At 52.7% G+C, this 24,920-nt stretch carries 24 protein-coding genes and 1 pseudogene; 11 read left to right on the forward strand and 14 right to left on the reverse strand.

Annotated elements, in window-relative coordinates; genetic code table 11:
* Positions 1-23: 23 nt before the first annotated feature.
* Together DTA24_RS12535 and DTA24_RS12540 are read right to left on the reverse strand one after the other, a co-directional pair.
* Positions 24-485 carry a GNAT family N-acetyltransferase gene (locus DTA24_RS12535; RefSeq protein ID WP_023322784.1) on the reverse strand — a complete coding sequence of 154 codons (462 nt, stop codon included), beginning with the start codon at positions 483-485 and terminating at the stop codon, positions 24-26.
* A 62-nt stretch (positions 486-547) separates the two neighbouring features.
* Positions 548-1,150, reverse strand: coding sequence for a helix-turn-helix domain-containing protein (locus DTA24_RS12540; RefSeq protein ID WP_022066437.1), 603 nt, complete (start codon positions 1,148-1,150; stop codon positions 548-550).
* A gap of 43 nt (positions 1,151-1,193) precedes the next feature.
* Here DTA24_RS12540 and DTA24_RS12545 point away from each other — a divergent pair, with 43 nt between their 5' ends.
* The 5 genes and pseudogenes from DTA24_RS12545 to DTA24_RS12565 all read left to right on the forward strand — a co-directional run bounded on the left by DTA24_RS12545 (position 1,194) and on the right by DTA24_RS12565 (position 5,383).
* Positions 1,194-1,889 (forward strand): B3/4 domain-containing protein, encoded by a 696-nt coding sequence (locus DTA24_RS12545; RefSeq protein WP_012967971.1) that lies wholly within the window; start codon positions 1,194-1,196, stop codon positions 1,887-1,889.
* A 47-nt stretch (positions 1,890-1,936) separates the two neighbouring features.
* Positions 1,937-2,437, forward strand: a pseudogene (locus DTA24_RS12550) (dihydrodipicolinate synthase family protein); the annotation flags it as partial.
* Between the two features lie 195 nt (positions 2,438-2,632).
* Positions 2,633-2,995 carry a TonB family protein gene (locus tag DTA24_RS12555; protein WP_038422683.1) on the forward strand — a complete coding sequence of 121 codons (363 nt, stop codon included), beginning with the start codon at positions 2,633-2,635 and terminating at the stop codon, positions 2,993-2,995.
* 178 nt (positions 2,996-3,173) lie between these two features.
* On the forward strand, positions 3,174-4,211 hold the full coding sequence (locus DTA24_RS12560) for a S66 peptidase family protein (RefSeq protein ID WP_123836851.1): 1,038 nt from the start codon (positions 3,174-3,176) through the stop codon (positions 4,209-4,211).
* Between the two features lie 236 nt (positions 4,212-4,447).
* Positions 4,448-5,383, forward strand: a complete 936-nt coding sequence (locus DTA24_RS12565; protein ID WP_004148636.1) for an ATP-grasp fold amidoligase family protein — start codon at positions 4,448-4,450, stop codon at positions 5,381-5,383.
* Here DTA24_RS12565 and ccrB read toward each other — a convergent pair.
* Positions 5,380-6,441 carry a HAMP domain-containing histidine kinase CrrB gene (gene ccrB, locus DTA24_RS12570; protein ID WP_123836852.1) on the reverse strand — a complete coding sequence of 354 codons (1,062 nt, stop codon included), beginning with the start codon at positions 6,439-6,441 and terminating at the stop codon, positions 5,380-5,382. The genes DTA24_RS12565 and ccrB overlap by 4 nt on opposite strands.
* On the reverse strand, positions 6,438-7,142 hold the full coding sequence (locus DTA24_RS12575; protein WP_004151175.1) for a response regulator: 705 nt from the start codon (positions 7,140-7,142) through the stop codon (positions 6,438-6,440). The genes ccrB and DTA24_RS12575 overlap by 4 nt, the downstream gene beginning before the upstream one ends.
* Positions 7,143-7,424: 282 nt before the next feature.
* Here DTA24_RS12575 and DTA24_RS12580 point away from each other — a divergent pair, with 282 nt between their 5' ends.
* From DTA24_RS12580 to DTA24_RS12600, 4 genes are all read left to right on the forward strand, one after another.
* Positions 7,425-7,814, forward strand: coding sequence for a hypothetical protein (locus DTA24_RS12580; protein ID WP_046620353.1), 390 nt, complete (start codon positions 7,425-7,427; stop codon positions 7,812-7,814).
* Between the two features lie 229 nt (positions 7,815-8,043).
* Positions 8,044-8,928, forward strand: coding sequence for an ABC transporter six-transmembrane domain-containing protein (locus DTA24_RS12590; RefSeq protein WP_110210776.1), 885 nt, complete (start codon positions 8,044-8,046; stop codon positions 8,926-8,928).
* Between the two features lie 37 nt (positions 8,929-8,965).
* A complete protein-coding gene (gene kexD, locus DTA24_RS12595) occupies positions 8,966-12,082 on the forward strand; it encodes a multidrug efflux RND transporter permease subunit KexD (protein ID WP_110196701.1) in 3,117 nt (1,038 codons plus the stop codon).
* A 75-nt stretch (positions 12,083-12,157) separates the two neighbouring features.
* Positions 12,158-12,694 carry a GNAT family N-acetyltransferase gene (locus DTA24_RS12600; RefSeq protein WP_004151178.1) on the forward strand — a complete coding sequence of 179 codons (537 nt, stop codon included), beginning with the start codon at positions 12,158-12,160 and terminating at the stop codon, positions 12,692-12,694.
* Positions 12,695-12,822: 128 nt separating this feature from the next.
* Here the strand turns inward: DTA24_RS12600 and DTA24_RS28835 are convergent, their stop codons facing one another.
* The 4 genes from DTA24_RS28835 to budA form a co-directional block, all read right to left on the reverse strand.
* Positions 12,823-13,464, reverse strand: coding sequence for a hypothetical protein (locus DTA24_RS28835; protein ID WP_023322776.1), 642 nt, complete (start codon positions 13,462-13,464; stop codon positions 12,823-12,825).
* Between the two features lie 398 nt (positions 13,465-13,862).
* The gene (locus tag DTA24_RS12610; RefSeq protein WP_008804546.1) at positions 13,863-14,633 is read right to left on the reverse strand and encodes a (S)-acetoin forming diacetyl reductase; all 771 of its coding nucleotides are present in this window, start codon (positions 14,631-14,633) and stop codon (positions 13,863-13,865) included.
* A gap of 23 nt (positions 14,634-14,656) precedes the next feature.
* The gene (gene alsS / locus DTA24_RS12615; RefSeq protein WP_110196266.1) at positions 14,657-16,336 is read right to left on the reverse strand and encodes an acetolactate synthase AlsS; all 1,680 of its coding nucleotides are present in this window, start codon (positions 16,334-16,336) and stop codon (positions 14,657-14,659) included.
* Positions 16,337-16,345: 9 nt separating this feature from the next.
* Positions 16,346-17,125, reverse strand: coding sequence for an acetolactate decarboxylase (gene budA / locus DTA24_RS12620; protein WP_008804548.1), 780 nt, complete (start codon positions 17,123-17,125; stop codon positions 16,346-16,348).
* Positions 17,126-17,231: 106 nt separating this feature from the next.
* Between budA and DTA24_RS12625 the strand changes: the two genes are divergently transcribed.
* Both DTA24_RS12625 and DTA24_RS12630 read left to right on the forward strand, forming a co-directional pair.
* Positions 17,232-18,104 (forward strand): LysR family transcriptional regulator, encoded by an 873-nt coding sequence (locus DTA24_RS12625; protein WP_008804549.1) that lies wholly within the window; start codon positions 17,232-17,234, stop codon positions 18,102-18,104.
* Positions 18,105-18,194: 90 nt separating this feature from the next.
* Positions 18,195-18,587 carry a cell envelope integrity TolA C-terminal domain-containing protein gene (locus DTA24_RS12630; RefSeq protein WP_023322775.1) on the forward strand — a complete coding sequence of 131 codons (393 nt, stop codon included), beginning with the start codon at positions 18,195-18,197 and terminating at the stop codon, positions 18,585-18,587.
* Positions 18,588-19,192: 605 nt separating this feature from the next.
* Here the strand turns inward: DTA24_RS12630 and DTA24_RS12640 are convergent.
* Genes DTA24_RS12640 through DTA24_RS12665 form a run of 6 tightly spaced genes read right to left on the reverse strand, consistent with a single transcriptional unit; the run spans position 19,193 to position 24,917 of the window.
* The gene (locus tag DTA24_RS12640; RefSeq protein ID WP_110196264.1) at positions 19,193-19,963 is read right to left on the reverse strand and encodes a 3-hydroxybutyrate dehydrogenase; all 771 of its coding nucleotides are present in this window, start codon (positions 19,961-19,963) and stop codon (positions 19,193-19,195) included.
* A gap of 23 nt (positions 19,964-19,986) precedes the next feature.
* Positions 19,987-21,381 (reverse strand): GntP family permease, encoded by a 1,395-nt coding sequence (locus DTA24_RS12645; RefSeq protein WP_008804551.1) that lies wholly within the window; start codon positions 21,379-21,381, stop codon positions 19,987-19,989.
* A gap of 44 nt (positions 21,382-21,425) precedes the next feature.
* Positions 21,426-22,349 (reverse strand): 3-hydroxyacyl-CoA dehydrogenase family protein, encoded by a 924-nt coding sequence (locus DTA24_RS12650; protein ID WP_012967978.1) that lies wholly within the window; start codon positions 22,347-22,349, stop codon positions 21,426-21,428.
* An 11-nt stretch (positions 22,350-22,360) separates the two neighbouring features.
* A complete protein-coding gene (locus DTA24_RS12655; protein ID WP_123836853.1) occupies positions 22,361-23,542 on the reverse strand; it encodes an acetyl-CoA C-acetyltransferase in 1,182 nt (393 codons plus the stop codon).
* A gap of 9 nt (positions 23,543-23,551) precedes the next feature.
* Positions 23,552-24,208 (reverse strand): CoA transferase subunit B, encoded by a 657-nt coding sequence (locus DTA24_RS12660; protein ID WP_012541466.1) that lies wholly within the window; start codon positions 24,206-24,208, stop codon positions 23,552-23,554.
* A 1-nt stretch (position 24,209) separates the two neighbouring features.
* On the reverse strand, positions 24,210-24,917 hold the full coding sequence (locus tag DTA24_RS12665) for a CoA transferase subunit A (RefSeq protein WP_110196263.1): 708 nt from the start codon (positions 24,915-24,917) through the stop codon (positions 24,210-24,212).
* Between the last annotated feature and the right edge of the window lie 3 nt (positions 24,918-24,920).

A 24,920-nucleotide genomic window follows, 5' to 3' on the forward strand; every position in this document is an offset into this window, starting at 1 on the left:
ATCATTACTCTCAAAAAATAGTCTTACTTTTGCCCGGGTTTACGATAAATATCGGGTCGATTGATTTGCCAGACAAAATCTGGTTGGTTCAATGGGTTATACCCCAGCTTCTGGTAGAGCCAGGGCGCGCTAGAGGTTACCAGCATTATCCGTCGCAGGCGTGACATCACGGGATGGGCGTGACAGCATTCAATCAGCCAACGACCAAGACCACTTTTCTGATACTCGTTCAGCACGTAGACGTCGCACAAATAACCAAAAGTGGCATAGTCGGTGACCAGACGGGCGAAGCCGATTTGTCTTGTTCCATCCAGAAGCGCAAAACAAAGGCTGTTCTGGATTGATATTCTGACCGTTTCAGCATCAATGCCAGGCGCCCAGGACGATTGCGAGAGGTAATCGTGAATGGCTTCCTGCTGAAAAAAGGCGGGATCGGTTGTGACAGTAAACTGGCCTTGGGTAAAACGCAGATGCTGATTATCCACTAAACGACTCCTTGCAAACTTGCTTTGATGAGACAAGCCCTACAGGCATACCGGGCAACCACTCAGGATGTTTTCTCATGTACTGTCATGATAAATACCAGCGGGCTCTCCCCCTGGTTTTCGTAGAAATGAGGAACGTCCGTTCTGGCCGTTGCCGAACAGCCGGTTTTTACCCGATACAAATGGTCCTTTACCCCCAATGTGAGCATGCCCGACTGAACATAAAACAGTTCAAGCGTTCCTTCCGTGTGGCCCGGTGAAGCAAACTTTTCCCCCGGCTGCATTTCCCACATCCAGAGCTCGGTCATATCAGGCCCACCCGACCCTGCGAGCAGTCTTGCTCTCCCGCCTTTTTCACCTTCCCACAATTCTGGGATCTCATCTTCAGCAATGAGATGCACAGTCGGTTTGGAACTGACATCCACAAAATCAGCCACCGAAACCCCCATCGCGGTAGCCAGGCGGCATAACAGAGCAATGCTGGGATTGGCCCGGCATCCTTCTATCTCAACCAGCGCTCCCTTGCTGACGCCGGCTCGACGGGAGAGTTCATCGAGGGAGATTTTCTTTTGCTTACGATACTGTTTAATTCGCTGAGATACGGCTTCATTCACCGTGTTGACGATAGCATTTGCATCGGTCATTAAATTGACTTTTTTGGTCATCGGTCATTATCATGGAATAAATTAGTCATTAAAGGATTATCACGTGTTAACCGTCTCTCCGTCAATTGCCCCTGAAATTTATCGTATTGCCCCAGGTTTTCGGGCACTCAGTATCTGCGTAAAAGCTGCGCCAGTGCTTCATCCCGACGCTGGAGAAATCGCGCTGCGGGAAGCCTGTGAAGCCGTTCTGGCCGGCGAACCGGAATGGGCGGGATCTCATCTGGCAGCCTGGGCCGACGTTTTTCAAAAGTTTGGTGCTAAACCTAAACGCACCCCTTGCTCAGCTGATGCGTTACGTAAGCGCGTATTACGTGACGGAACGATGCCCGCGCTCGATCCCATCGTTGATCTTTATAACGCCGTGAGTCTCCGCTACGCCGTACCGGTTGGTGGGGAGAATATCTCTGCCTATCAGGGTTCACCACGTCTGGCTGTGGCAAACGGAACAGAGCCTTTTGATACCGTCAAAGAGGGTGAAACGGCCGTTGAATATCCTTCACAAGGAGAGGTTATCTGGTGTGATGACACCGGCGTGACCTGCCGCCGCTGGAACTGGCGACAGGGGATCAGAACCCGTCTGGGCGTGGACGCTCAGCAAATGTGGTTCATTCTGGAAAGCCTGCCGCAGATGCCGCTGGAGAAACTGCACGAAGCCGGGAAGATGCTGACCGACGGCCTGGAAAAAATGATGCCCGGCCTGTGGTTTGACGTTGCTCTCATCGAAGAACAACAGCAGTAATATCCTTCAGGAGAAACAGGTATGTTTAGCGGTTATCGGCGTTTACATTAACCCCAATAGCCGCCAGCGGCGTGGATGAAAAGGAGTTCAGCCATATGCTTTCCCGCCGTACAGATGCTCGGGTTGATTCTATGGGCATCCTGGGGTCAACCGCACGCTACGCCTATCTGACCTGGGAGCAGCGCAAGCGCGTAGCCACTCTGGCAAAACAGCATGCCGGGGACATCCCGGTTATGGTCTGTGTGGGATCGGTCCGTATCTACGCCATTCTGCATCTGGCTGATGATGCCCAAGCAGCTGTCGCGAATGTCCTGTTACTCCCGGCGGTCAGCTACCAGTCACTCCGTGACGAAGAAGTCTTCTCACGCTTCGAGGCCGTTACCCGGCACCTGTCTGTATCAGTGTGTATCTCTGATAATCCGGGCACGACGCATTTTACCTTTACGGACGAACTCCATGGTCGTCTCTCATCACTTAAGGGTGTTAGCTCGGTCATGTTCCCTGACGAGCCGGACAGCGTAGCTGACAGCTGGCAAAGGAATCATTGATACACTCGCTCAGCTCCCACTAGTCCTGATAGCGAAACGACCCCGGGAATGGATGTGGTACGAAGCGCCTGGTAAGGAGGTCAAAGGGATTGCCGCTGAAGACGCGGTATTCACTGATCATTTCATCTGGTAGCCTGTCACTCGCGCCGTTGGTAACGTGAAGATTCATGGTTAATTTTGGAATTCGGACGATTTATGCAAGCTATCAGACTATTCACCCTGATTCTGCCATTGTTCCTGGCACTCTGCGCCGGTATACCGGCCAGCGCCAGCACACCTTCAGGCAGCATTTCCTCTGCAAATGCAGCAATTACCACTCATGATAAGAACGGAAACCTCCTGCCGAATGCTCTGCGGATTCAGTATGATGTTGATTCAGATGGCAGAGTTCAGAATGTTAAGATACTGGAATCGACAACGACTCCGGAGTTTGAACATAAAATCATCGAGAAAATGATGAGTAAATGGCGCTTTGAAAAGGGGAAACCGGGAATAGCTAAAAGAGTAGTCGTCATGATCCAACCCAAATCAGCCGGCGGTCCCGCGAATAAGCAGTAAGCACTTTTGAGGATTAGTTGCCTGACGCATCATCTACGCCGGTAAAGTCCCTTGGGTGCCATGAGCAGACCTTTTAAAGGCTCATAGAAAAAACAAGCGGAGTGTTCGCCTGTTAATTTTACATCCTGGCTTTAATTATGGATTATGGAATTCTATATGTTCTGAAAAGGATTTATCCATGAGTGTCCTCTTTCCACCCAGGCTGGCTCCAGGAGATGTTATTGGTGTAACCGCTCCCTCTTCTGGCGTACCTGAACATCTGCATCCCAGACTGGAACTCGCCATAAAAAACCTAAAGAAAAGAGGTTACCAGGTCCGCGAAGGACGCTGCTTACGCTCGCAGCACAAAAATAAAAGCGCCACTAAATTTTCTCGCGTTGAAGAATTAATGTCTTATCTTACTGACCCAGATATAAAAGCTGTTATGCCACCTTGGGGCGGTGATCTGGCGATGGAATTACTTGATTTGATTGATTTTGATCTGTTGTCCCGGTCTAAACCAAAATGGTTTGTGGGCTTTTCAGATCTTAGTACACTTCATTTCCCACTGACGACGATATCGGGCTGGGCTACTTTGCATGGGCCGAACCTCATGGATCTTGGCGCTCAAAAGTTAGATGCCACCACTCAGGCCGTATGGGAAATTCTGGAATCGAATCGGGGAACTGTAATCAAACAGTACTCTTCAACAGCATTTCAAGCGGATGAAAATCAATGGGGAACAGCGTCAGACGGAGGTTTCAATCTGACCCAAAAAACACAGTGGAAACGCCTTGATGGTGTTACATCTTCTCTGACATTTAGCGGGAAACTGATCGACGGCTGCCTCGAAATAATATCCAGGTTAGCAGGTACACCATTCGGGAATGTGCCCTTGTTCAAGGCGAGCAATAGCCCTCAAGGAATAATCCTCTATTTTGAAAATGTGGAAATGGCTCCCTGTGAATTAACACGCGCATTATTTAGCTTACGATTACAGGGTTGGTTTGATAACTTAAATGGTGTTCTTATCGGCAGAAGTGCTGCACCCGACGTAAGCGACCCGACTAAACATAATTATCTGGATGCCCTTAAAGCCGCTTTTGAGAATATTGCCGTGCCCGTACTCTATGATGTTGATATTGGCCACATACCTCCTCAAATATCCCTGGTCAATGGAGCCGATGCGACGGTATTTTTCGCTGAAAATGGTAGCTGGGTAACTCAGCAGTTGTAGATAAGGCATTATTAATAATAAAGGCGGGCCTTGCTGTTCTTTTGCACTGAAGATCCGCTCTTCGTTCAGAGCGGATCTTCAGTGCAGTTAACTTTTCCGATTCGTGCAAGGCGCGGACAATGGTCCGGATTAATTTCTGTTAATAAAGAAGCAAGTCGGTCCATATACTCTCCATAATTTGCAAAAAATAAATCAACAAACCTCTGTCAGAATTTCCTTTCTGAACCGGAGGCGTTATGAACAAAATAAACTATCAAATCAAATACATTGAATATTTGTTGAGAAAATGCAGAACAATTTTGACTAATGACATTTCATTTCATGCAGACAGGTTAAGAGAAATATCTGGCACATATCCGGATTTACTCAACCCTGTAACGCTTAATGAGAAAATTTGCCATCGCATTTTATTTATCCACAACCCATTTTATACATTGCTTGCTGATAAACTTCTGGTCAGGCAGTATGTTGAGAAACGGACTAATTTAATTAAGCTTATTCCTTTAGTAGGTGTTTATAACAGAGTTGATGATATTGATTTCGACAAACTTCCCTCAAAATTTGTTTTGAAATGCAATCATGATAGTGGTAGCGCGGTCATATGCACGGATAAAACGAATATTGATCCCGCTAAGGTTAAAAGCAAATTAAAACTATCTCTTAAAAAGAATATGTATTATACGACCCGAGAATGGCAGTATAAAAACATACCACCCGTGATCCTATGCGAAATGTATCTGGATCTATTTTCCAGTAAACACCGAAATATAACTCCGGAAATGATAAGAATACATTGCTTTCACGGTGTGGCATGTTTTATCGAGGCCGACTTTACTGACAGCGATGGAAACGAATTCATTAACGTTTATGACAGAGCGTGGAATTTACAACCCTTTCAGATGGAGTACCCAAACACGCCATTGCCGGTTGATGAACCCGAATCATTTCATAAATCCGTTATTGCCGCCCAGGACTTAGCAAAAGAAATAGACTACTGCCGCGTCGATCTTATGCTAAAAGGAGATGACATCTATTTCAGCGAAATAACATTAAGCCCCAAAAGAGGAAAACTTAAAATCACCCCATCAATTTGGGACGCAAAACTCGGCAGTATGTGGGATCTGTCTCTTGCTAAAACAGGTTCGATCGAGCCTGTGTATTCATGCCCTTAAACAGGCCATGAGAGTTTGAAAAGTGAGCCATTTTCTGGTGTTAAACTATAGCTAACGTCTCCGCCGTGGGCGCACATAATGGCTTTAACTACCGACAACCCTAAACCACAACCCTCTGGATTAATATTTTTGGCGTATTCTCCTCGCTGAAAAGGCTGGAATAAGGACTTCTGGAGTTCTTCAGGAATTCCAGGTCCTTTGTCCTGAACGATAATAAAATTATCGTTTCCTGCAATACCATTCTTTATTAACAGCGTTTGTGATGTGGAATATTTTAAGGCATTGTCAAAAAGAACGGTGAGGCACTGAATAATGCGTAAGGGATCGCAAACGCAATACTGATGGTTAATCTCAGTGACAATTTTGAAATGCTTTTTATCAAAGTCCGGCCAAAAGGTATCAAGCGCATTTGAAATCGTGGCCTTGAGATCGACTTCACTCAGCATCAAGGAGTACCCAGCGCCTCCTGACGAACTCACGACGCGGAGATCCTCAATTAAGTTGGTCAGACCTTCAGTTTGTTTAAGAAGGTTCCTGAATAACGACGGTTCTGGTTCGAACACGCCGTCAACCAGTCCCTGAAGCCTCCCACGTAAGATAGTCACCGGCGTCCGGAGTTCATGAGCAATTGCAGCATTCCATAAATTTCGCTGCGCATCCAGCGTCTGTAACTTTTCAGCCATCTCATTAAAGTCATTGACGAGCCTATTCATCTCTCCCAACTTAGAACTGCTGTTAAATGCTCTGGCACTAAGGTTCCCCCGAGAGATTTGTTTCAGGCTGTATGCAACGTCATTCAGAGGGTTGAATATTCTTGCAGACAGCTTTACGGTAAAGAAAAGTGCAACGACTAGACTGGTAACGGACGCCATCAGAATCCACATCCAGTCAAGGAATGTCATAGCATCTTCACTGCCTTCGTTCATTCCACCCGGCAGGTAATAAATCAGGAAACTATAAAATAAGTAGGAACCGAGTATTGCAATGGCAATAATAACAAACGTTAACAACAACATATATGTCAAAATCTGACGGCTCAGAATCGTTTCTTTGTTCATTTTTTGTCACCCAACCGGTAGCCTAATCCTCGGATGCTTTCCGGAATGCCCTTCAATCCGGCATGTTCAAGTTTTTTCCGAAGTTTACTCATATGACTGTCTACAGTACGATCCAGCGAGTCTCCCTCAGGTAAACACGCATCGAGTAACTCTTCACGTGAACAGACTTTTCTCGGGTTTCTCGCCAGATAGGTTAAAAGCTTAAACTCAGTGGTGGTTAATACTGGCGTGGAAACCTCACCTTGTGCAGTGATTTCAACGTAAAACTCATCAGGATAAATCGTTAAAAAAGGCGTTCTTAAAGGCCGTGAATGTGTAGACTCTGCAACCGGTCTGGTTCTGCGAAGCACAGCTTCAACCCGGGCAATAACCTCAGATGGATTAAAGGGTTTTATCACATAATCGTCAGCCCCGAGTCGTAGCCCCATCAGTTTATCTACGTCTTGATCCAGTGCTGTCACCATGATGACCGGTACATTCGTTTCCTTTCTTAACGTGGTGAGAACATTCCAGCCATCGTACACGGGCAGGTGGATGTCCAATAGCAGTAGATCAGGCTTGTTCAGACGGGTAAGATTGATTGCCTGCTCACCGTCTTCGGCTCTTAAGGTTTTCATACCTGCCTTACGTAAATAGCCTGTCAGTATGGCAGCGATGTCATCATCGTCTTCTGCGACGATAATCAGATTGTTGTTGTTCATATTTTCTTCCACAGTGCTGATGACAACATGCATTTTACCCTGAAAGCACTTTTATCGTCATGCTTAAAGTTCTTTAACTCAATTACAAACATTAATTTTCAATTTAATGTGTTTTGACAGGTATTTTTTGGAAAAGTTCATCGGGAAATTATCCTTAAATTTTACCAGCCATGCTCTCCATATTCACTACACATTTTATAAATAATTAATCAACATCGCTAAGTGATAATCTACAACCAAGTTAAGTGTTTCATGCAATATGTACTTTGTCTTAGGAGTTTTATGGTGTTGACTAAATGTTTTTTCCGGCGCGAGAATTTGATGGCCTCACTTTTATTTTGCATCGTTTCATATGGGTTGTTATCTACCTGGCTTTACCTTGTGCATTCAATTAATGAAAAAGTAGAATCCACATTACCCTCATCATTACTGATTCGTGTTTTGATAATCATTACAGCATTATCATTTATTATTCAGAAAAAACCTGGAGTTTTTAAAAATTTCATCGTAATAACATTCGGTCTGATTTTACTTTTTATACACACCATCATTGTATTGCATCTGCTTTTGAATACTTTTCCAGATATCTATGATTTTGTTTTTTATTATGAATTTTTTTTAATGGTTTTCTTTTGCGGACTACCTTTATGTTTATGTATAAGAATGGTTTGATATTATGCAATGTCAACATGATACATAACCTCAGGAGTGAGTACACATATCCTCCATAAAACATCCATTCACGATTGACATCATCACGTTACACTTAGCACATGGATTTATGACTGCTCTTTTCTGCTGTCTCGTTTCACTTAGCTGACATAATAAACCAACTGCAGAACCCTTTACACACAGATGTTTAATATAATTTATCATGATTTATAAAGGCAACGACAAACCTATGGCCCCCGGGGTTGCTATCTCACTTAAGAGACTTGCCTGGCGGCACAGAAAGAAATTGTGTATTACTTTCATGCTGGTTATTGCTGAAAACGTTGCATTCCTGCTCTACCCCGTTCTGGCAGGCATGGCGATAAATGCCATCCTGGGCGGACAGACGTCACATGCGGTCCTTTATGGCCTGATGGTTCTGTTCATGTGGTGCATGGGAGCCGCCAGACGTAGTGTCGATACGCGAACGTTTGCACGTATCTACGCAAGTCTTGCTGTGACTGTAGTATTATCCCAGCGAAAATATTCACTTAATCACTCGACTATTGCTGCGAGAGTCACTCTATCACGTGAATTTGTAGATTTCTTCGAGTTGCACCTGCCCGTATTGATCACCTCGATCATTTCCCTTTTCGGCGCAGCAATTATGCTGTTATGGATTGAATTCTGGACAGGTATAGCCTGTTTGATCATCGTGGCAATACTGATGTGTTTTGTCTCAAGCTATGCCAGCAAAAATGAGACATTCTACAGACGGCTGAATAATCGCCTTGAGAAAGAGGTCGATTATGTTAATAAGGCGTCTTTTGGTGCTCTTAAGCGACATTATGACACACTTGCCCGTCTGCGCGTGGTGTTATCCGACAGAGAGGCATGGGGATATTTATCAATAGGCCTTCTGGTTTCTGCTCTCTTTTCCATGACCATTATCAGGATGAGCATGGAATCCGGAATTAATGCCGGACATATTTATTCCGTCATGACCTATATGTGGATGTTTGCAACAAGCCTGGATGACGCACCACAACTTCTTGAGAAATTTTCCCAGCTCAGGGATATCGGTAAACGGGTTTCGACTGACGATGAGACCTCTTTATCAGGAAAACCATGCTGAACTTTTACCCTTTGTATGTTGACTGGAAGTACACCTGATGCCGCACTTTTTCATTGAGCGCCCCATCTTCGCATGGGTTATTGCCCTGTTTATTGTTCTGACGGGACTGTTGTCCATACCTCGTTTACCGGTTGCGCAATACCCTGAAGTTGCGCCACCCGGTATTATCATTTCAGTGAGTTACCCTGGAGCCAGCCCGGAAGTGATGAACACATCCGTCGTGTCTCTGATCGAGCGTGAAATTGCGAGTGTTGACAATTTACTCTATTTTGAATCTTCCAGTGACACGACAGGGATGGCGTCAATTACGGTAACTTTCAAACCCGGCACCGACATCAAACTCGCCCAGATGGATCTGCAAAACCAAATTAAAATTGTAGAATCCCGCCTGCCGCAGTCGGTAAGACAGAATGGGATAAATGTTGAGGCAGCTAATTCCGGTTTTTTAATGATGGTGGGGTTAAAATCGCCAAGCGGAGCCTATCAGGAAGCTGACTTAAGCGATTATTTTGCAAGGAATGTTACTGATGAACTCCGTCGCGTACCTGGTGTAGGTAAAGTCCAGCTTTTTGGCGGAGAAAAGGCACTCCGCATATGGCTGGACCCGATGAAATTACACAGCTATGGGCTCTCTGTTACGGATGTATTAAGCGCCATCAGTCAACAAAACGTGATTGTTTCACCGGGCAGAACCGGAGATGAACCCGCGACGAGCAGTCAAGAGGTGACCTATCCAATAACGGTAAAAGGGCAGCTCTCTTCGGTTGAAGAATTTCGCAATATCACGATTAAATCACAGGTCTCAGCCGCCCGGGTGACACTGGCAGACGTTGCCCGCGTGGAATCCGGGTTGCAAAGTTACGCATTTGGCATCCGTGAAAATGGCGTGCCTGCAACGGCAGCCGCCATTCAGTTGTCTCCTGGTGCAAATGCGATTAGTACTGCGTCGGGTATCCGCGCGCGGTTAACAGAACTGTCCGGTGTGCTTCCCGAGGGAATGACATTCACCGTGCCTTTCGATACGGCTCCATTTGTAAAGCTATCGATATTGAAGGTAGTTGAGACATTTGTTGAAGCCATGGTTCTGGTCTTTTTCGTGATGCTGCTTTTCCTTCACAAGATACGCTGTACGCTTATTCCTGCGATTGTGGCACCCGTGGCGCTGCTCGGCACATTTACCGTAATGCTATTAAGCGGTTATTCCATCAATATTTTAACCATGTTTGGAATGATACTGGCCATCGGGATTATTGTTGACGATGCTATTGTTGTGGTGGAGAACGTCGAACGACTGATGGAAGACAAAAAAATGTCTCCACAGGATGCAACGCGAGAAGCGATGCGTGAAATTACGCCGGCAATCATTGGTATTACGCTGGTGCTCACTGCGGTGTTTATACCAATGGCCTTTGCCAGCGGTTCTGTGGGTATTATTTATCGACAGTTCAGCATTTCGATGGCGATATCCATTTTACTGTCGGCATTCCTGGCGCTGACGTTAACGCCTGCGCTTTGTGCAACCCTGCTCAAACCACATGGTATTCATCAGGGTAAAAGCAGCGTATTTTCAGCGTGGTTTAACGCTCACTTTCATCGCCTGACTTCGTTTTACGCCACTGGTCTGGGATTTGTACTGAAGCGTACTGGCCGTATGATGATGATCTACGCTGCATTATGTTTGGCATTGTTTGCCGGGCTGTCCACCTTACCATCATCATTTTTACCCGATGAAGATCAGGGTTATTTTATGTCCTCAATCCAGCTTCCTTCTGATGCCACGATGCAGCGGACGCTTAAGGTCGTCGATACATTTGAAGAGGAGATCGCCCATCGGCAGGCGGTAGAAAGTAACATTATGATTCTGGGATTTGGTTTTTCAGGGTCAGGCCAAAATTCGGCCATGGCATTCACCACCCTCAAGGACTGGAGACAACGCAAAGGAACCACGGCACAGGAAGAAGCTGACCATATTCGGTCCCAAATGGCAAACGTACCGGACGCCGTAACAATGAGTCTGCTGCCTCCGGCTATTTCTGATATGGGAACCTCATCCGGGTTCACTTATTATTTACAGGACAGAGGGGGGAAAGGCTATCAGGCACTCAAAAAGGCGGCCGATGAGCTTATTGTACAGGCAAATCATAATCCTCACCTTGCCGATGTCTATATTGATGGACTTGGTGAGGGAACAAGTCTTTCCCTGCATGTCGACAGGGAAAAAGCGGAAGCCATGGGGGTTTCGTTTGATGAAATAAATCAAACCATTTCCGTTGCAGCAGGTTCCAATTATGTTAATGACTATACCAATAATGGTCGGGTTCAGCAGGTTATCGTCCAGGCGGATGCGCCATACCGGATGCAGCCTGAACAACTTTTGGCTATGTCTGTTAAAAACCGTCTGGGGCAGATGCTTCCATTATCCACTTTTGTGACGCTTTCGTGGAATGTTGCACCGCAGCAACTGATACGCTATCAGGGATATCCTGCCATACGCATAACCGGGAGTTCCGCACAGGGAAAATCGTCAGGTACCGCAATGGCGGCAATGGACAATCTGGCTAAGCACTTACCACCGGGGTTCGCCGGTGAGTGGGCGGGAAGTTCGTTACAGGAAAAAGAGTCTGCATCACAGCTTCCGGGTCTTATTGTGCTCTCGGTACTGGTGGTATTCATGGTGCTGGCTGCTCTTTACGAAAGCTGGTCCATTCCCTTCGCGGTCATGCTCGTTGTTCCTCTGGGGCTGCTCGGCGCTGTGCTGGCCGTATCCGTTACAAATATGACGAATGACGTCTTTTTCAAAGTGGGTCTGATAACCCTGATTGGACTTTCCGCCAAGAATGCGATTCTGATTATCGAGTTCGCGAGACAATTGATGAAAGAAGGAAAGAGCCTTATTGACGCGACATTGACGGCTGCAAAGCTACGCTTACGGCCAATTCTGATGACTTCTCTGGCTTTCACATTAGGTGTTGTTCCGCTGATGCTTGCCAGTGGAGCCAGCGCCAGCACGCAGCATGCGATTGGTACCGGTGTATTCGGCGGGATGATTAGCGGAACGCTACTGGCCATTTTATTTGTTCCGGTATTTTTCGTGACGATCACACGATTTACAGGCATGCGAAAATACAGACTGGGGAATAGCCGAAACGGCTAATCTCTGCCCTGTGTTCCGGCCAGTTTAAAGCAGACTTCTTGCTGAACTGGCTGGCATTACATTATCAAGGACATTATGACCATCATTACCACTCAAAGATTAATCATTCGCCATTTTAAGGAAGAGGATGCGGCAGCTCTTTTCGATTACCTCTCTTCACCACGTACTCCTTGCTTTAAGGATGAAAAGTTACATTCACTCGCTGAGGCAGAGGTCGACGTGGCTAAACGAGCCTCTGACCCAACACAGTTTGCCGTTTGTCTAAATGAAACCGATACGTTAATCGGACATCTTTTTGCGGACAATAGCAACGAGCCAGACAGCAATACCTGGTCAGTAGGCTGGCATTTTAATCAACGTTTTGAACATCAGGGATATGCAAGCGAGTCAGTTGCTGCACTGTTTGATTATTTATTTAAAGTAAAAGGCGCCAGACGTTTGTATGCCTGGGTGGAAGATTATAATTACTCCTCTCAAAAACTATGCGAGCGACTACTTATGCGACGTGAAGGATGTTTTAAAGAATTTGTCTCCTTTGAAAACGAGGAGGGTAAGGCAAGGTATGACGACACATACATCTATGCGTTACTGCATAAAGAATGGACGAAGTAGAGGACGAAGAAAAATGTCCGCTCCTCGCTCATGGCGGACCTTTGGCTCAGTTAACAGTTCGCGCCGTGCCAGAAGCGGATCTCGCTTACTGCCAGGTATCAGTATTTACGGGAAGCAGATCAGCCAGGCTAGGGATATCTATTATTGAGTATTGAACTGAAATCGTATGTCTTGGATTTAAAATCGTTTGCGGGTGGGATATAGGCATTGAGCTTTTTACTGATGCTTGATACTCTCAGAGCACAAGCAGCGACCCAACACCATACTATAAAAGCCACAATAACGACGTATAGAGATTTCAAAATCTCTATACCATCACTCTGTGAAGAACCTCTGTATATCTCAGCACCGATATATAATAGCAACGATATTAACACAAAAGGTATTATCCACTTATGGAATTTATGAGGGTATATATTCCCGTTAGTAATTGTGTACATGCCCTGATAACGCAAGACTGCCTTCAAGGACGGAATTAATGACTGTGCATAATCGGAACTCAAGCATATGATTTTATAAGATAAATGCCAATCTCTATGCAGTCCGAACGACTGTAGGCGGAACTGCTGTTCCGCCTTTGCTAACGGATCGGAGATGGGTACAGAAGAGGTTCTAAGCCATTCGACTGCTTTTATCTGCTCGGAGGGTGAGCGTGAAAAAAAGTCTCTGCGATGAAACTGAATATACTTTTTTGTAATCGCTCCAATGATAGTAAGAATGACTGCGGAAACCACTTGGTTACTAAATAGGTCCTTTATTACCGATATCATAGCTTTTCTCCTGCTTATCTAATTTCTAAAAGAGATAATATTTTATTTTTTAAAAGCTAAAAAATTTGGTTCCTCAATTTTATAGCAACTACAGTTCCTTTCAAAAGATCTCAGTCTAAAGAATACTACTTTCTCCGGCAGCAACTCCATTACCTGTGGTTTAACACGTAGCATAAAGTCATCAATGGAGCTATCCCGTTCCCGAACTTCCGCTCCTCGCTCAAATCAGACCTTCATCCCAGTCAGATTGCCCACGTCGTGCCAGAAGCGCAAGTAGGAACGCCAGAAGCCCTCAAGTATTGATGCTTCGTTTCCCCGGGATGCTTACACTTACACTCAAACCAAAAAAAAGCCCCTGCGCGAAAGCAGGGGCAAGCCATGTCAGAGCTTATTTTTTATTAGTTAAATACCATCCCGCCGTCGATCAGCAACGACTGACCGGTCATGTAATCAGAATCCGGGCTGGCAAGATAGGAGACGCAGGCGGCGACATCTTCCGGCTCGGACAGACGACCGAGAGTGATGCGTTTGGCGAACTCGGCGGTACCGTAGCCCAGCGGTTTACCGGCGGCTTCGGACACCTGGCGGTCAATTTCGGCCCACATTGGCGTTTTGACAATCCCCGGGCAGTAGCCGTTGACCGTGATGCCCAGCGGCGCGAGGTCGCGAGCGGCGGTCTGGGTTAAGCCGCGTACCGCGAATTTACTGGAGCTATACACCGCCAGTTCCGGGTTGCCGACGTGGCCGGCCTGGGAACAGGCGTTGATGATTTTCCCGCCGTGACCCTCTTTCTTAAAGGCCTCGACCGCCGCCTGAATACCCCAGATCACCCCTTTGACGTTGATGTTGTAGACTTTGTCGACAATCTCCGGGGTAATGGACTCGATCGGCGTGGACGGCGCCACGCCGGCGTTATTGACGATGACGTCGAAGCCGCCCAGCGTTTTGCGCGCCTGTTCAACGGCGGCAAATACCTGGTCGCGGTCAGAAACATCCACTTTCACCGCCACGGCGTGTCCGCCGGCCTGGTTGATTTCCGAGGCGACCGCTTTGGCTGTGGCATCGTTATAATCGGCAATGGCCACGGCAAATCCATCCTTCACCAGACGAAGGGCGATAGCTTTACCAATCCCCTGGCCGGCGCCGGTAACAAGTGCGACTTTTTTCATTTTCCTTTCCTTATTGTGATGACTTACAGAATCTGACTCAGATGCAGCTGGCCCATCAGCAGCGGGTTATCGCGATAATCCACCGGGATGGCCACCACCGCCGGGCCGTCGACGTCCATCGCCGCGCGCAGCGTCGGTTCCAGCGCCTCGGCGCTTTCCACGGCAAACCCTTTGGCGCCGAAGGATTCGGCATAGGCTTTAAAATCCATCGGCCCGAACTCGACGCCGGACAGGCGCTGATATTTTTTCTCTTCCTGAATAGCCACCATGTTGTAGCCGTTATCGACCCAGATGAGATGCAGCACATTGGCTTTCAGGCGGACGGCGGTCTCCAGCTCCATGCTCGACTGCAGGAAGCCGCCGTCGCCGGAGACGGAGACCACTTTGCGCTCAGGATTGACCAGCCAGGCGCCGATGGCCCAGGGCAGGGCGACGCCCATGGTCTGCTGGCCGTTGGAGATCATCACCTGGCGGGCGCGGAAGCTGTACAGGTAGCGGGCGATCCAGATATGGAAGCTGCCCATGTCCACGGTCAGCGTGACGTCGCTGTTGACGATATCCTGCATGGCGCGAACGATGCGCAGCGGATGCAGGGCAAACTGATTCAGCTGCGCGCCGCGGCGGTCCAGCAGCTCGCGCTGGTGCTGGCGGTCGCGGAGGATCTCCGCCGCCTGCGGGGAGAGCACCAGCCGGTGACCGATATTTTGCGCCAGCTTGTTGAGGGTGCCGGCGATATCGCCCACCAGCTCGACATCCGGGGTGTAGTTGCGCTCTTCATAAGCGGGCAGCACGTCGATATGCACCAGCGTCGCGTTGCCGCTGTTCCACATCGCCGGTTCATATTCCACCGGGCTATAGCCGATGCAGATCACCAGGTCGGCGAGCTGCAGCAGACGATCCCCGGCCTGGTTGTTGAACAGCCCGACCCGACCGGCGAAACGAGAGAAGTTATCCTGATTCACCGCCCCGGCGGCCTGATAGGTGCTGGTGACCGGAATATGGCTGGCCTCCAGCAAACGGCGCAGCGCCGCGCTGTTTTCCGGCTGGCTGGCCATCAGGCCGAGCAGGAAGATCGGGTTCTTCGCCTGAGCGATAAGCTTCGCCACCTGATCGATGGCATCATCCGGCGCGGCGCCCATCTGCGGTGCCCGGCTGGCCGGCAGCACTTTACCGCTGACCGGGCCATCGACCACATCCTGCGGCAGGCTGACGAACGCGCTGCCCGGGCGGCCCTGCTCGGCGGCGCGGAAGGCGTTGGAGACCACTTCCGCCAGCGCATCCGGCGCCGTCACCTCAACGGCGTATTTGGTGACCGGGCTGAACATTGCCACCGTATCCATACTCTGATGGACCTGCTTCGCCTTATCGGCGCGTTTCACCGCCCCGCCCAGGGCGACCACCGGGTCGCCTTCGCTGTTCGCGGTGGCCATGCCGGTGATCAGGTTGGAACAACCCGGACCGGAGGTGACCAGCGCTACGCCCGCTTTGCCGGTAATGCGTCCGACCGCGGCGGCCATAAACGCGGCGTTGGCTTCGTGGCGTACCGGAATAATGCGAATCGAGGAATCCAGCAGTGAGTCGAACACCTTGTCGATTTTGGCGCCGGGGATACCGAAGATCTGACGTACGCCTTGCGCTTCCAGCTGGCTGACGACGAGATCGGCGCCGTGCGCCCACTGGCGTACCGGATACTGTTTGTCCATGTGAACCCCTTAACTTTCTACGGAACGGATGGCGGCATCGAGATTATCGGGATGCAGATTGGCCTGCAGGAACGCGCTGTCGGCGGGCAGGTCGATCATCAGCTTGTGAATTTCGCCGAAGGTCAGCACCCCGTGATCGAGCTGGTAATCCAGCAGGTGACCGCCGCCTTTGCGGTCATCGGTAATAAAGTGCTCGTGATACCCGGCGACATTGATCCCCTGCATATGCTGCGGGGTACGGAAGCCGACCAGCACCCCTTCGCGCTGGTTAAAGCGGAACACCGGCTGATCGTCGAGGACGTCGGTCATCGCCCGGTACGGCGGTGTCTGGCGCGGCACGGTGCGGGTATGGGCATGGCGGAAATGGCCGTCGATGCGCAGGGCGCAGAACAGGTTGTCAGAGGGAATTTGCTGGTCAATAACGTCGTGCAGTTGCTGGCGGCTCACCGGATGGTCGAAAGTTTTCCGGTACTGCGGCTGGAACCAGGTCATCACCGCGAACGGCGTTTTTTGCTCCGGCTGGGCTTTGCGCGCGCTGCCGTCGGCGCGCAGCTGATAGACCTGACTGCTGAAGGCGATCAGCTCCCCGTCCAGCTCATTAAAGGTGCCGAGGCCGAAATCGCCATGTTTCAGCAGGTCCGCGATGGTGGTGCTGCCTTCGTAAACCCCGCTCAGCAGGGCGCTCATTAGCGATGTCTGATAGAGCACGCTTTCGGGATGCTGCGCGGAAAACGCCCGTAGGGTTTCGCACAGACTCTCTTCGCAGGTGCATTCAGCAGAGTGATTCATATACCACTTCCTCGTTCAACAAATATAAGAAAGGTTAAATAAATGTTGACCCGATTCAGCTCACAGTTCCAATATAGAAACCATGCTGGTTTGAGACGTTTTCGATATGGAACTTCGTTATCTTCGTTATTTTGTCGCCGTCGCCAGGACGCGGCACTTCACCCAGGCCGCCAAGGAACTGGGTATTTCACAACCTCCGTTAAGTCAGCAAATTCAGAGACTTGAGCGAGAGGTAGGGACCCCGCTGTTTCGGCGTTTAACCCGCGGGGTGGAGCTGACGGAAGCGGGAGAGTCGTTCTATGAGGATGCCCGCCAGATCCTCGCCATGAGCGATGCGGCGCTGGAGAAGGCCAAGGGCATTGCGCGCGGGATGAACGGCAGCCTGTCGCTAGGCATTACCAGTTCTGATGCTTTCCATCCGCAAATCTTCACGTTGCTGCACCGCTTTCAGCTCGACCACCCCGGGGTGACCCTGCACCAGATGGAAGACAATATGGCCAATCTGATGACCGCCCTGAGCGAGGCCGAGCTGGATATCGCCTTCGTCCGTCTGCCGTGCGAGAGCAGTAAAGCCTTTAATCTGCGGATTATTGATGAGGAGCCGATGGTCATCGCGCTGCCGCGCGATAACCCGCTGGCGACGCAGCCGACCCTGGCCCTGGAACAGCTGTGCGACGTGGCGCCGATCCTCTTCCCGCGGGAGGTGGCCCCCGGGCTGTATGAGCTGGTGTACAACAGCTGCCTGCGCGCCGGGATCGACATGGAGCGAGCCTGGCAGTCGTCGCAGATTTCGTCGTCGCTGAGTATGGTCAATGCCGGGTTCGGCTTCGCGCTGGTCCCGCAGTCGATGACCTGCATCCAGCAGCCGAACGTCAGCTATCACCCGCTCAGCGGGGCGCCGCTGAAGACCGATATCGCTATCGCCTGGCGGCGCTTTGAGCGCTCGCGCACGGTGAAACGCTTTCTGGCGATGTTTTAATTGTCGCACCTGATAATTGGCAGGCCGCATGCTTTCGCTTTCACGTTACAGTTAGGCGGTCTTTCAGTGCTTGTACAAACAGGGAGAGTTATGAAAAAAAGAGTGATGCCGGTGATGTTGCTTGCGGTGCTTAGCGGCTGCGCACCGCTGCACCCGTCCGATTGCCATAAAACCTCGGCCCTCGGCAGCTGTAGCTCCGGACGTTTTAGCGACGAGGATGAATATGGGCAGCAGGCTAGGGCGATTAAAAACGCGCTGGAGGCCCAGCTTGCCGATCGATATGCGTGGCACGGGAAAAAGTGCCGTCTGCATCTTGAGTTTGCCCGCGATGGTAAACTGAAAAAAATCGACGCCGTCGAGGGAAATAAAGCATACTGCGCCGCGCTACGCGAAGCGGCAGCGCGGGCGACCTTCCCGGCATTTACCAGTCAGCAAGTCTATGATGCTTTTGCCCGGTCACGTTTTAATATGCAGGGAGACTAGATTGAGAAAAGTCTTTTTTGGTTAACTAACTCATAATTTTCCGAGAGAAAGGAGGGATAATATTAATATATAACTGTATTGTGCTTTTTATTGTTTTCAATAGTAGGTTATTGTATTCGTTGATTAAATTAATGCTTTTAAGCATTTCAGGAAATAGAAATTGAATTTCACAGGGTTAAATCATTTGCTGCCTTAAACAAGGAGTGGTCAGTGAATAAAATTAATTTACAGGTGTGATCAACATTCAGACTTTACGGCAAAATTTGCGAAAATTGCTCCGGCGCAATGGCACTGTGTTTGTTGCAAGCGCTGGCAATGTTGGGTTGTCTCAGCAACCGTGGTGTGGGTGGGGCATATTACTGGCTATTAACGTTTATAGCTGTTTTAGCCACCGTTGGTTTCCTGGGGTCTCTCATTAGTATTGGTAACACCATCTATTTCTATACCAGAGACCGGAAAATTGAGTGTTATATCATTTATGCTGTTTTTTATCCTGTGGTGATTGGCGTGTTGATCACTGCAGCTGCCACCTTGAAGTCAATTAGCGGTTAGTCAGCCTGGCGCTGCAGTAACAGGGGAGCCATTACCTGACTCCCCGAGTTCGTCTACTGCGCCACCCAGCCGCCATCCATATTCCATGCGGCGCCGCGCACCTGGGCAGCGGCATCGCTGCACAGAAACAGCGCCATTTCGCCCAGCTGCTGCGGGGTGACAAACTCCCCGGAGGGCTGTTTTTCCGCCAGCAGCTGGGCGCTGGCCTGCTCCGGGTCGACCCCCTCGGCGATGCGCTTATCGATCTGCTGCTGCACCAGCGGGGTCAGCACCCAGCCCGGGCAGATGGCGTTGCAGGTGATGCCGCTGCGCGCGGTTTCCAGGGCCACGGTTTTGGTCAGCCCGACCACCGCGTGCTTGGCAGCGACGTAGGCCGATTTCTCTTTCGACGCCACCAGGCCATGCACTGAGGCTATGTTGATGATGCGCCCCCAGTTGCGCTGGCGCATGCCCGGCAGCGCCAGGCGGGTGGTGTGGAAGACGCTGGAGAGATTGATCGCGATGATGTCGTTCCATTTGTCCACCGGGAACTGCTCCACCGGGGCGACGTGCTGGATGCCGGCGTTATTGATCACGATATCGACGCCGCCGAAGGTGCTTTCGACATAGTGCATCATCGCCTCGATCTGCCCGACGTCGCGCAGGTCGGCGTCGTGATAGCCGGGGATCTTACCCAGCGCGGCGACTTCAGCCCGGGCGTGGCTGCTGTCGCCGAAGCCATTGAGGATCACCTGCGCGCCCGCCTGAGCCAGCACTTTGGCGATCCCTAAACCGATGCCGCTGGTGGAGCCGGTGACCAGCGCTGTTTTACCGTGCAAATTCATTTTATTACTCCTTCAATCGGGTATCAGACAATGCCGGTCACATAGAACGTGGCAATGACAAACAGTACCGCGAGGCTTTTGATCACCGTGATGGCGAAAATACCGCCGTAGGCCTGGCGATGGCTCAGGCCGGTGATCGCCAGCAGAGTGATCACCGCCCCGTTATGCGGCAGGGTGTCCATGCCGCCGCTGGCCATGGCGGCGACACGGTGCAGGACCTCGAGCGGAATATTGGCGGCGTGGGCGGCGGCGACAAAGGTCTCGGACATCGCCGCCAGCGCGATGCTCATCCCCCCGGAGGCCGAGCCGGTGATCCCGGCCAGCACCGTGACGCTGATCGCCTCGTTTAACAGCGGATTGGGAATGGCCGCGAGGGCTTTCGACAGCACCAGGAAACCCGGCAGGGCGGCGATAACCGCGCCGAATCCGTACTCAGAGGCGGTGTTCATCGCCGCGAGAATAGCCCCGCCCACCGCCGTTCGGCTCCCCTCCGCCAGCCGGCCGCGGATATTGCGATAGCCGCAGACCAGCACCAGCACAATGCCGGAGAGCAGCGCCGCCTGCACCGCCCAGATAGCGGTGATTTTCCCTACTTCGGTGACGACAGGCTTCGCCAGACCCGGCAGGGTGAGCTCATGGCTGGCGCCGTACCACTGCGGGATCCAGTGGGTAAACAGCAGATTCAGCACCCCCACTAACAGCAACGGGGCGATAGCGATCAGCGGATGCGGCAGATCGATGTCATCCGGGGTCTCCGGCTCATTTTGCAGGTCGGTCCCATAGCCTTCGCCGCGGGCCTGCGCTTTGCGGCGCTGACGCTCCAGCCACAGCAAGCCAAAAATGATAATGAACAGCGAGCCGATAAGCCCCAGCCAGGGGGCCGCCCAGGCGTTGGTGCCGAAGAAACTGGTGGGGATAATATTCTGGATCTGCGGCGTGCCGGGCAGGGCGTCCATGGTAAACGAGAATGCCCCGAGGGCGACGGTGGCCGGAATCAGCCGTTTGGGGATCCCGCTCTGGCGAAACAGTTCGGCGGCGAAGGGGTAGACGGCAAAAGCCACCACAAACAGAGACACCCCGCCGTAGGTTAGCAGGGCGCACACCAGCACGATCACCGGGATCGCGTGGCGGCGTCCGAGGATGCGGATGGCGGCGGCGACAATCGACCGCGAGAATCCCGACAGCTCAATCAGCTTGCCGAACACGGCGCCCAGCAGAAACACCGGGAAATAGAGCTTCACAAAGCCGACCATTTTTTCCATAAACAGGCCGGTAAAGGCCGGGCCGACCGCGCCCGGGTCGGTGACCAGCACCGCGCCGAGGGCGGCGATCGGCGCAAAGAGGATCACGCTGTATCCACGGTAGGCCGCCAGCATCAGTAACGCCAGCGCGGCCAGGGCAATTATCACACTCATCACGACGTCTCACTCTCATTGTTATTGTAGGGGTACAGAACGCGATACTAGGGCTTCAGGGCGTAGCGAAGCTGATGTTCCCGGCGCGACTGGATGCGCTGTTGCCGCGCCTCATCCCAGCGGTAAAAGCCTTGTCCACTGCGGGCGCCGGTGTCGCCTCGCGCCACCTTCTCCGCCACCAGCGACATCATCTCGCTCCCGCTGGCCAGCTCCGGCAGCAGGTGCTGGCAGATATCCTGGACCGTCGCCAGCCCGGTCATGTCCGCTGCCTCCAGCGGGCCGACCATCGCATAGCGGCGGCCCAGCGAGGCGCGCATCACCTGGTCCACCACCTCGGCAGAGGCAATGCCGCTGTGGACGATATGCAGCGCTTCGCGCAGCAGGGCGAACTGCAGCCGGTTGCCGACAAAGCCCGGCGCGGCGCGATTGAGCACCACCGCTTCCAGCGCGCAGGCGGCGCAAAAGTCGCTCACCTGGCGCGCCAGATGGGGCAGTGTGGCGCTCCCGGGCACCACTTCCACCAGCGGGATCAGGTGCGGCGGATGCCAGAAGTGGGCGATCAGCAGCCGTTCAGGGTGGCGCATGCCCTGCGCCAGCGAGTCCGGCGGCAGGCCGCTGGTGTTGCTGGCGATAATCGCCTCGTCGGCGATCAGCGTTTCCAGTTCAGCATACAGGGCGTGCTTCAGCGCCAGCCGCTCGGGGATCGCTTCTATCAGCAGCGTGGCATCGGCCAGGGCATTCAGCGCCGGGGTGGGGGTCAGACGGGCCAGCACAGCGTCGCGGTCGGCGGGATCCTGCTGGCCGCTCGCCTCCAGCTCGCGCAGGATAGCGCTGGCCACCGCCGGAACCTCGGCGAGACGTTGCGGGTCGGTGTCATACAGGCGGACGACGTGACCGTGACGGGCGAAATGGCAGGCGATGCCGACGCCCATCAGTCCCGCGCCGAGTACCGCCAGGCGTGGTGTAAACATAGTGGCTCCTGTTAACGTTGTAGAGTCATGGCGATGCCCTGGCCGCCGCCGACGCACAGGGTTGCCAGCCCTTTGCTGGCGCCCCGGCGCTGCATCTCATGCACCAGGCTGACGAGGATCCGGCAGCCGGAGGCGCCGATAGGATGGCCAAGGGCGATGGCGCCGCCGTTGACGTTGACCTTCTCGCTATCCCACTCAAGCAGCTGACCGACGGCCAGCGCCTGGACGGCAAAGGCCTCGTTAGCTTCGATAAGATCCACCTCGTCCAGCGTCCAGCCGGCGCGCTGCAGCGCTTTGCGGCAGGCGCTCACCGGGCCGATGCCCATCACCGATGGGTCGACCCCGGCGACCGCTGAGCTGACAATACGCGCCAGCACCGGCAGCCCAAGCTCGCGCGCTTTATCGACGCGCATCAGCAGGACCGCCGCGGCGCCGTCGTTCAGCGACGAGGCGTTTCCGGCAGTGACGCTGCCGTCAGCGGGACGAAACGCCGGGCGCAGCTGGGCCAGCTGCTGCTCGCTGGTCTCCGGGCGCGGTTGCTCGTCGTCAGTCACGACATGCGGCGGCTTTTTGCCCTGCGGGACGCTGACCGGGACGATCTCCTCGCGAAAGCGTCCGGCGGCGATGGCGGCCGCCGCTTTGCGCTGGGACCCGGCGGCAAAGGCATCCTGGCGCTCACGGCTGATGTCGAAGGCATCAGCCAGATTCTCGGCGGTAATGCCCATGTGGTAGTCGTTAAAGGCGTCCCACAGGCCGTCCAGAATCATGCTGTCCTGCAGGCTGGCGTGGCCGAAACGCAGGCCGTCGCGGGCGCCGTGCATCAGATAGGGGGCATTGCTCATGCTCTCCTGGCCGCCGGCGATGACGATCTCGGCGTCGCCGCAGCGGATCGCCTGCATCGCCTGCTGAACCGCTTTCAGCCCGGAGCCGCACACCAGATTGACGGTCACCGCCGGGGTGTCCACCGGCAGGCCGGCCCGCAGCGCGGTCTGGCGCGCCGGGTTCTGCCCGCAGCCGGCGGTGAGCACCTGGCCGAAAATCAGTTCGTCCACCGCCGCGGCGGGCAACTGGCCGCGTTCAAGCAGGCTGCGTACCACCGCGGCGCCGAGGTCGACGGCGGAAAGAGGGGCGAAGGCGCCGCGAAAGCTGCCGACCGGGGTGCGTACTGCAGCAACAATGGCAATATCGGTCATGGTCTCTCCTTAGCTGAAGCGCATTTCGCGCACATCGTCGGCCACGATCAGTCGTCCCGCCGTTTTACGCATCACCTCGTCGGGGCTCACTCCCGGGGCCACTTCGCGCAGGACAAACGCGCCGTCGACAATGTCCAGCAGAGCCAGATCGGTGAGCACCCGGCGAATACAGCCCACGCCGGTGAGCGGCAGGGTGCACTGCGGCAGCAGTTTGGATTCGCCGTTTTTTGAGGCGTGGGTCATCACCACGATGATGTTCTGCGCGCCGGCTACCAGGTCCATGGCGCCGCCCATCCCCTTGACCATTTTTCCAGGGATCATCCATGAGGCGATGTTGCCCGCGACGTCGACCTCAAAGGCGCCAAGAACGGTCAGGTCAACGTGGCCGCCGCGGATCATGGCGAACGACTGAGCGGAGTCGAAGATGGCCGCCCCGGTTTGCGCGGTGACGGTCTGCTTGCCGGCGTTAATCATGTCGGCGTCGATCGTGGCTTCGTCTGGAAATTCGCCCATCCCCAGCAGGCCGTTCTCCGACTGGAGCATCACCTCAATACCGGCGGGAATGTAATTGGCCACCAGCGTCGGGATACCGATCCCGAGGTTGACGTAGTCGCCGTCGCGCAGCTCCTGGGCGACGCGCATCGCCATTTGTTCACGGGTCAGCATCTCACTTCCCTCCGGCGCGCAGGGTGCGCTGCTCAATACGTTTTTCAAATTGCCCGACGATCAGCCGGTCGACATAGATCCCCGGGGTGTGGATGGCGGAGGGCGGCAGTTCGCCCGGCGGTACAATCTCTTCCACCTCCACCACCGTAATGCGTCCGGCGGTGGCCATCAGCGGGTTGAAATTCTGCGCGGTATGGCGATATACCACATTGCCGTACCAGTCGGCTTTCCAGCCTTTGACCAGCGCGAAATCGCCGCGGATCGCCTCTTCAAGGATGTAGTGCCTGCCGGAGAACTGGCGCACCTCTTTGCCTTCGGCGACCGGGGTGCCATACCCGGTGGCGGTGTAAAAACCGGGGATCCCGGCGCCGCCGGCGCGAATTTTTTCGGCCAGCGTTCCCTGAGGAGTGAGCTCAACCGCCAGCTCGCCGCTCAGCACCAGCTGTTCAAACAGCGCGTTCTCCCCGACGTAAGAGGCCACCACCTTGCTGATCTGGCGTGACTCCAGCAGCATACCGAGACCGAAGCCGTCGACGCCGCAGTTATTGGAGACCACCGTCAGCCCCTGCACCTGGCGACGCTGCACCTCGGCGATCAAGTTCTCGGGAATGCCGCACAGGCCGAAACCGCCGGCGAGCAGCGTCATGCCGTCCGTTAACCCTTCCAGCGCCGCTTCATAGCTGGCGACGCGTTTATCCAGTCCTGCCATCTT

Origin of the sequence: Klebsiella sp. P1CD1 (genome assembly GCF_003790505.1) — a bacterium.
Lineage (GTDB): Bacteria > Pseudomonadota > Gammaproteobacteria > Enterobacterales > Enterobacteriaceae > Klebsiella > Klebsiella variicola.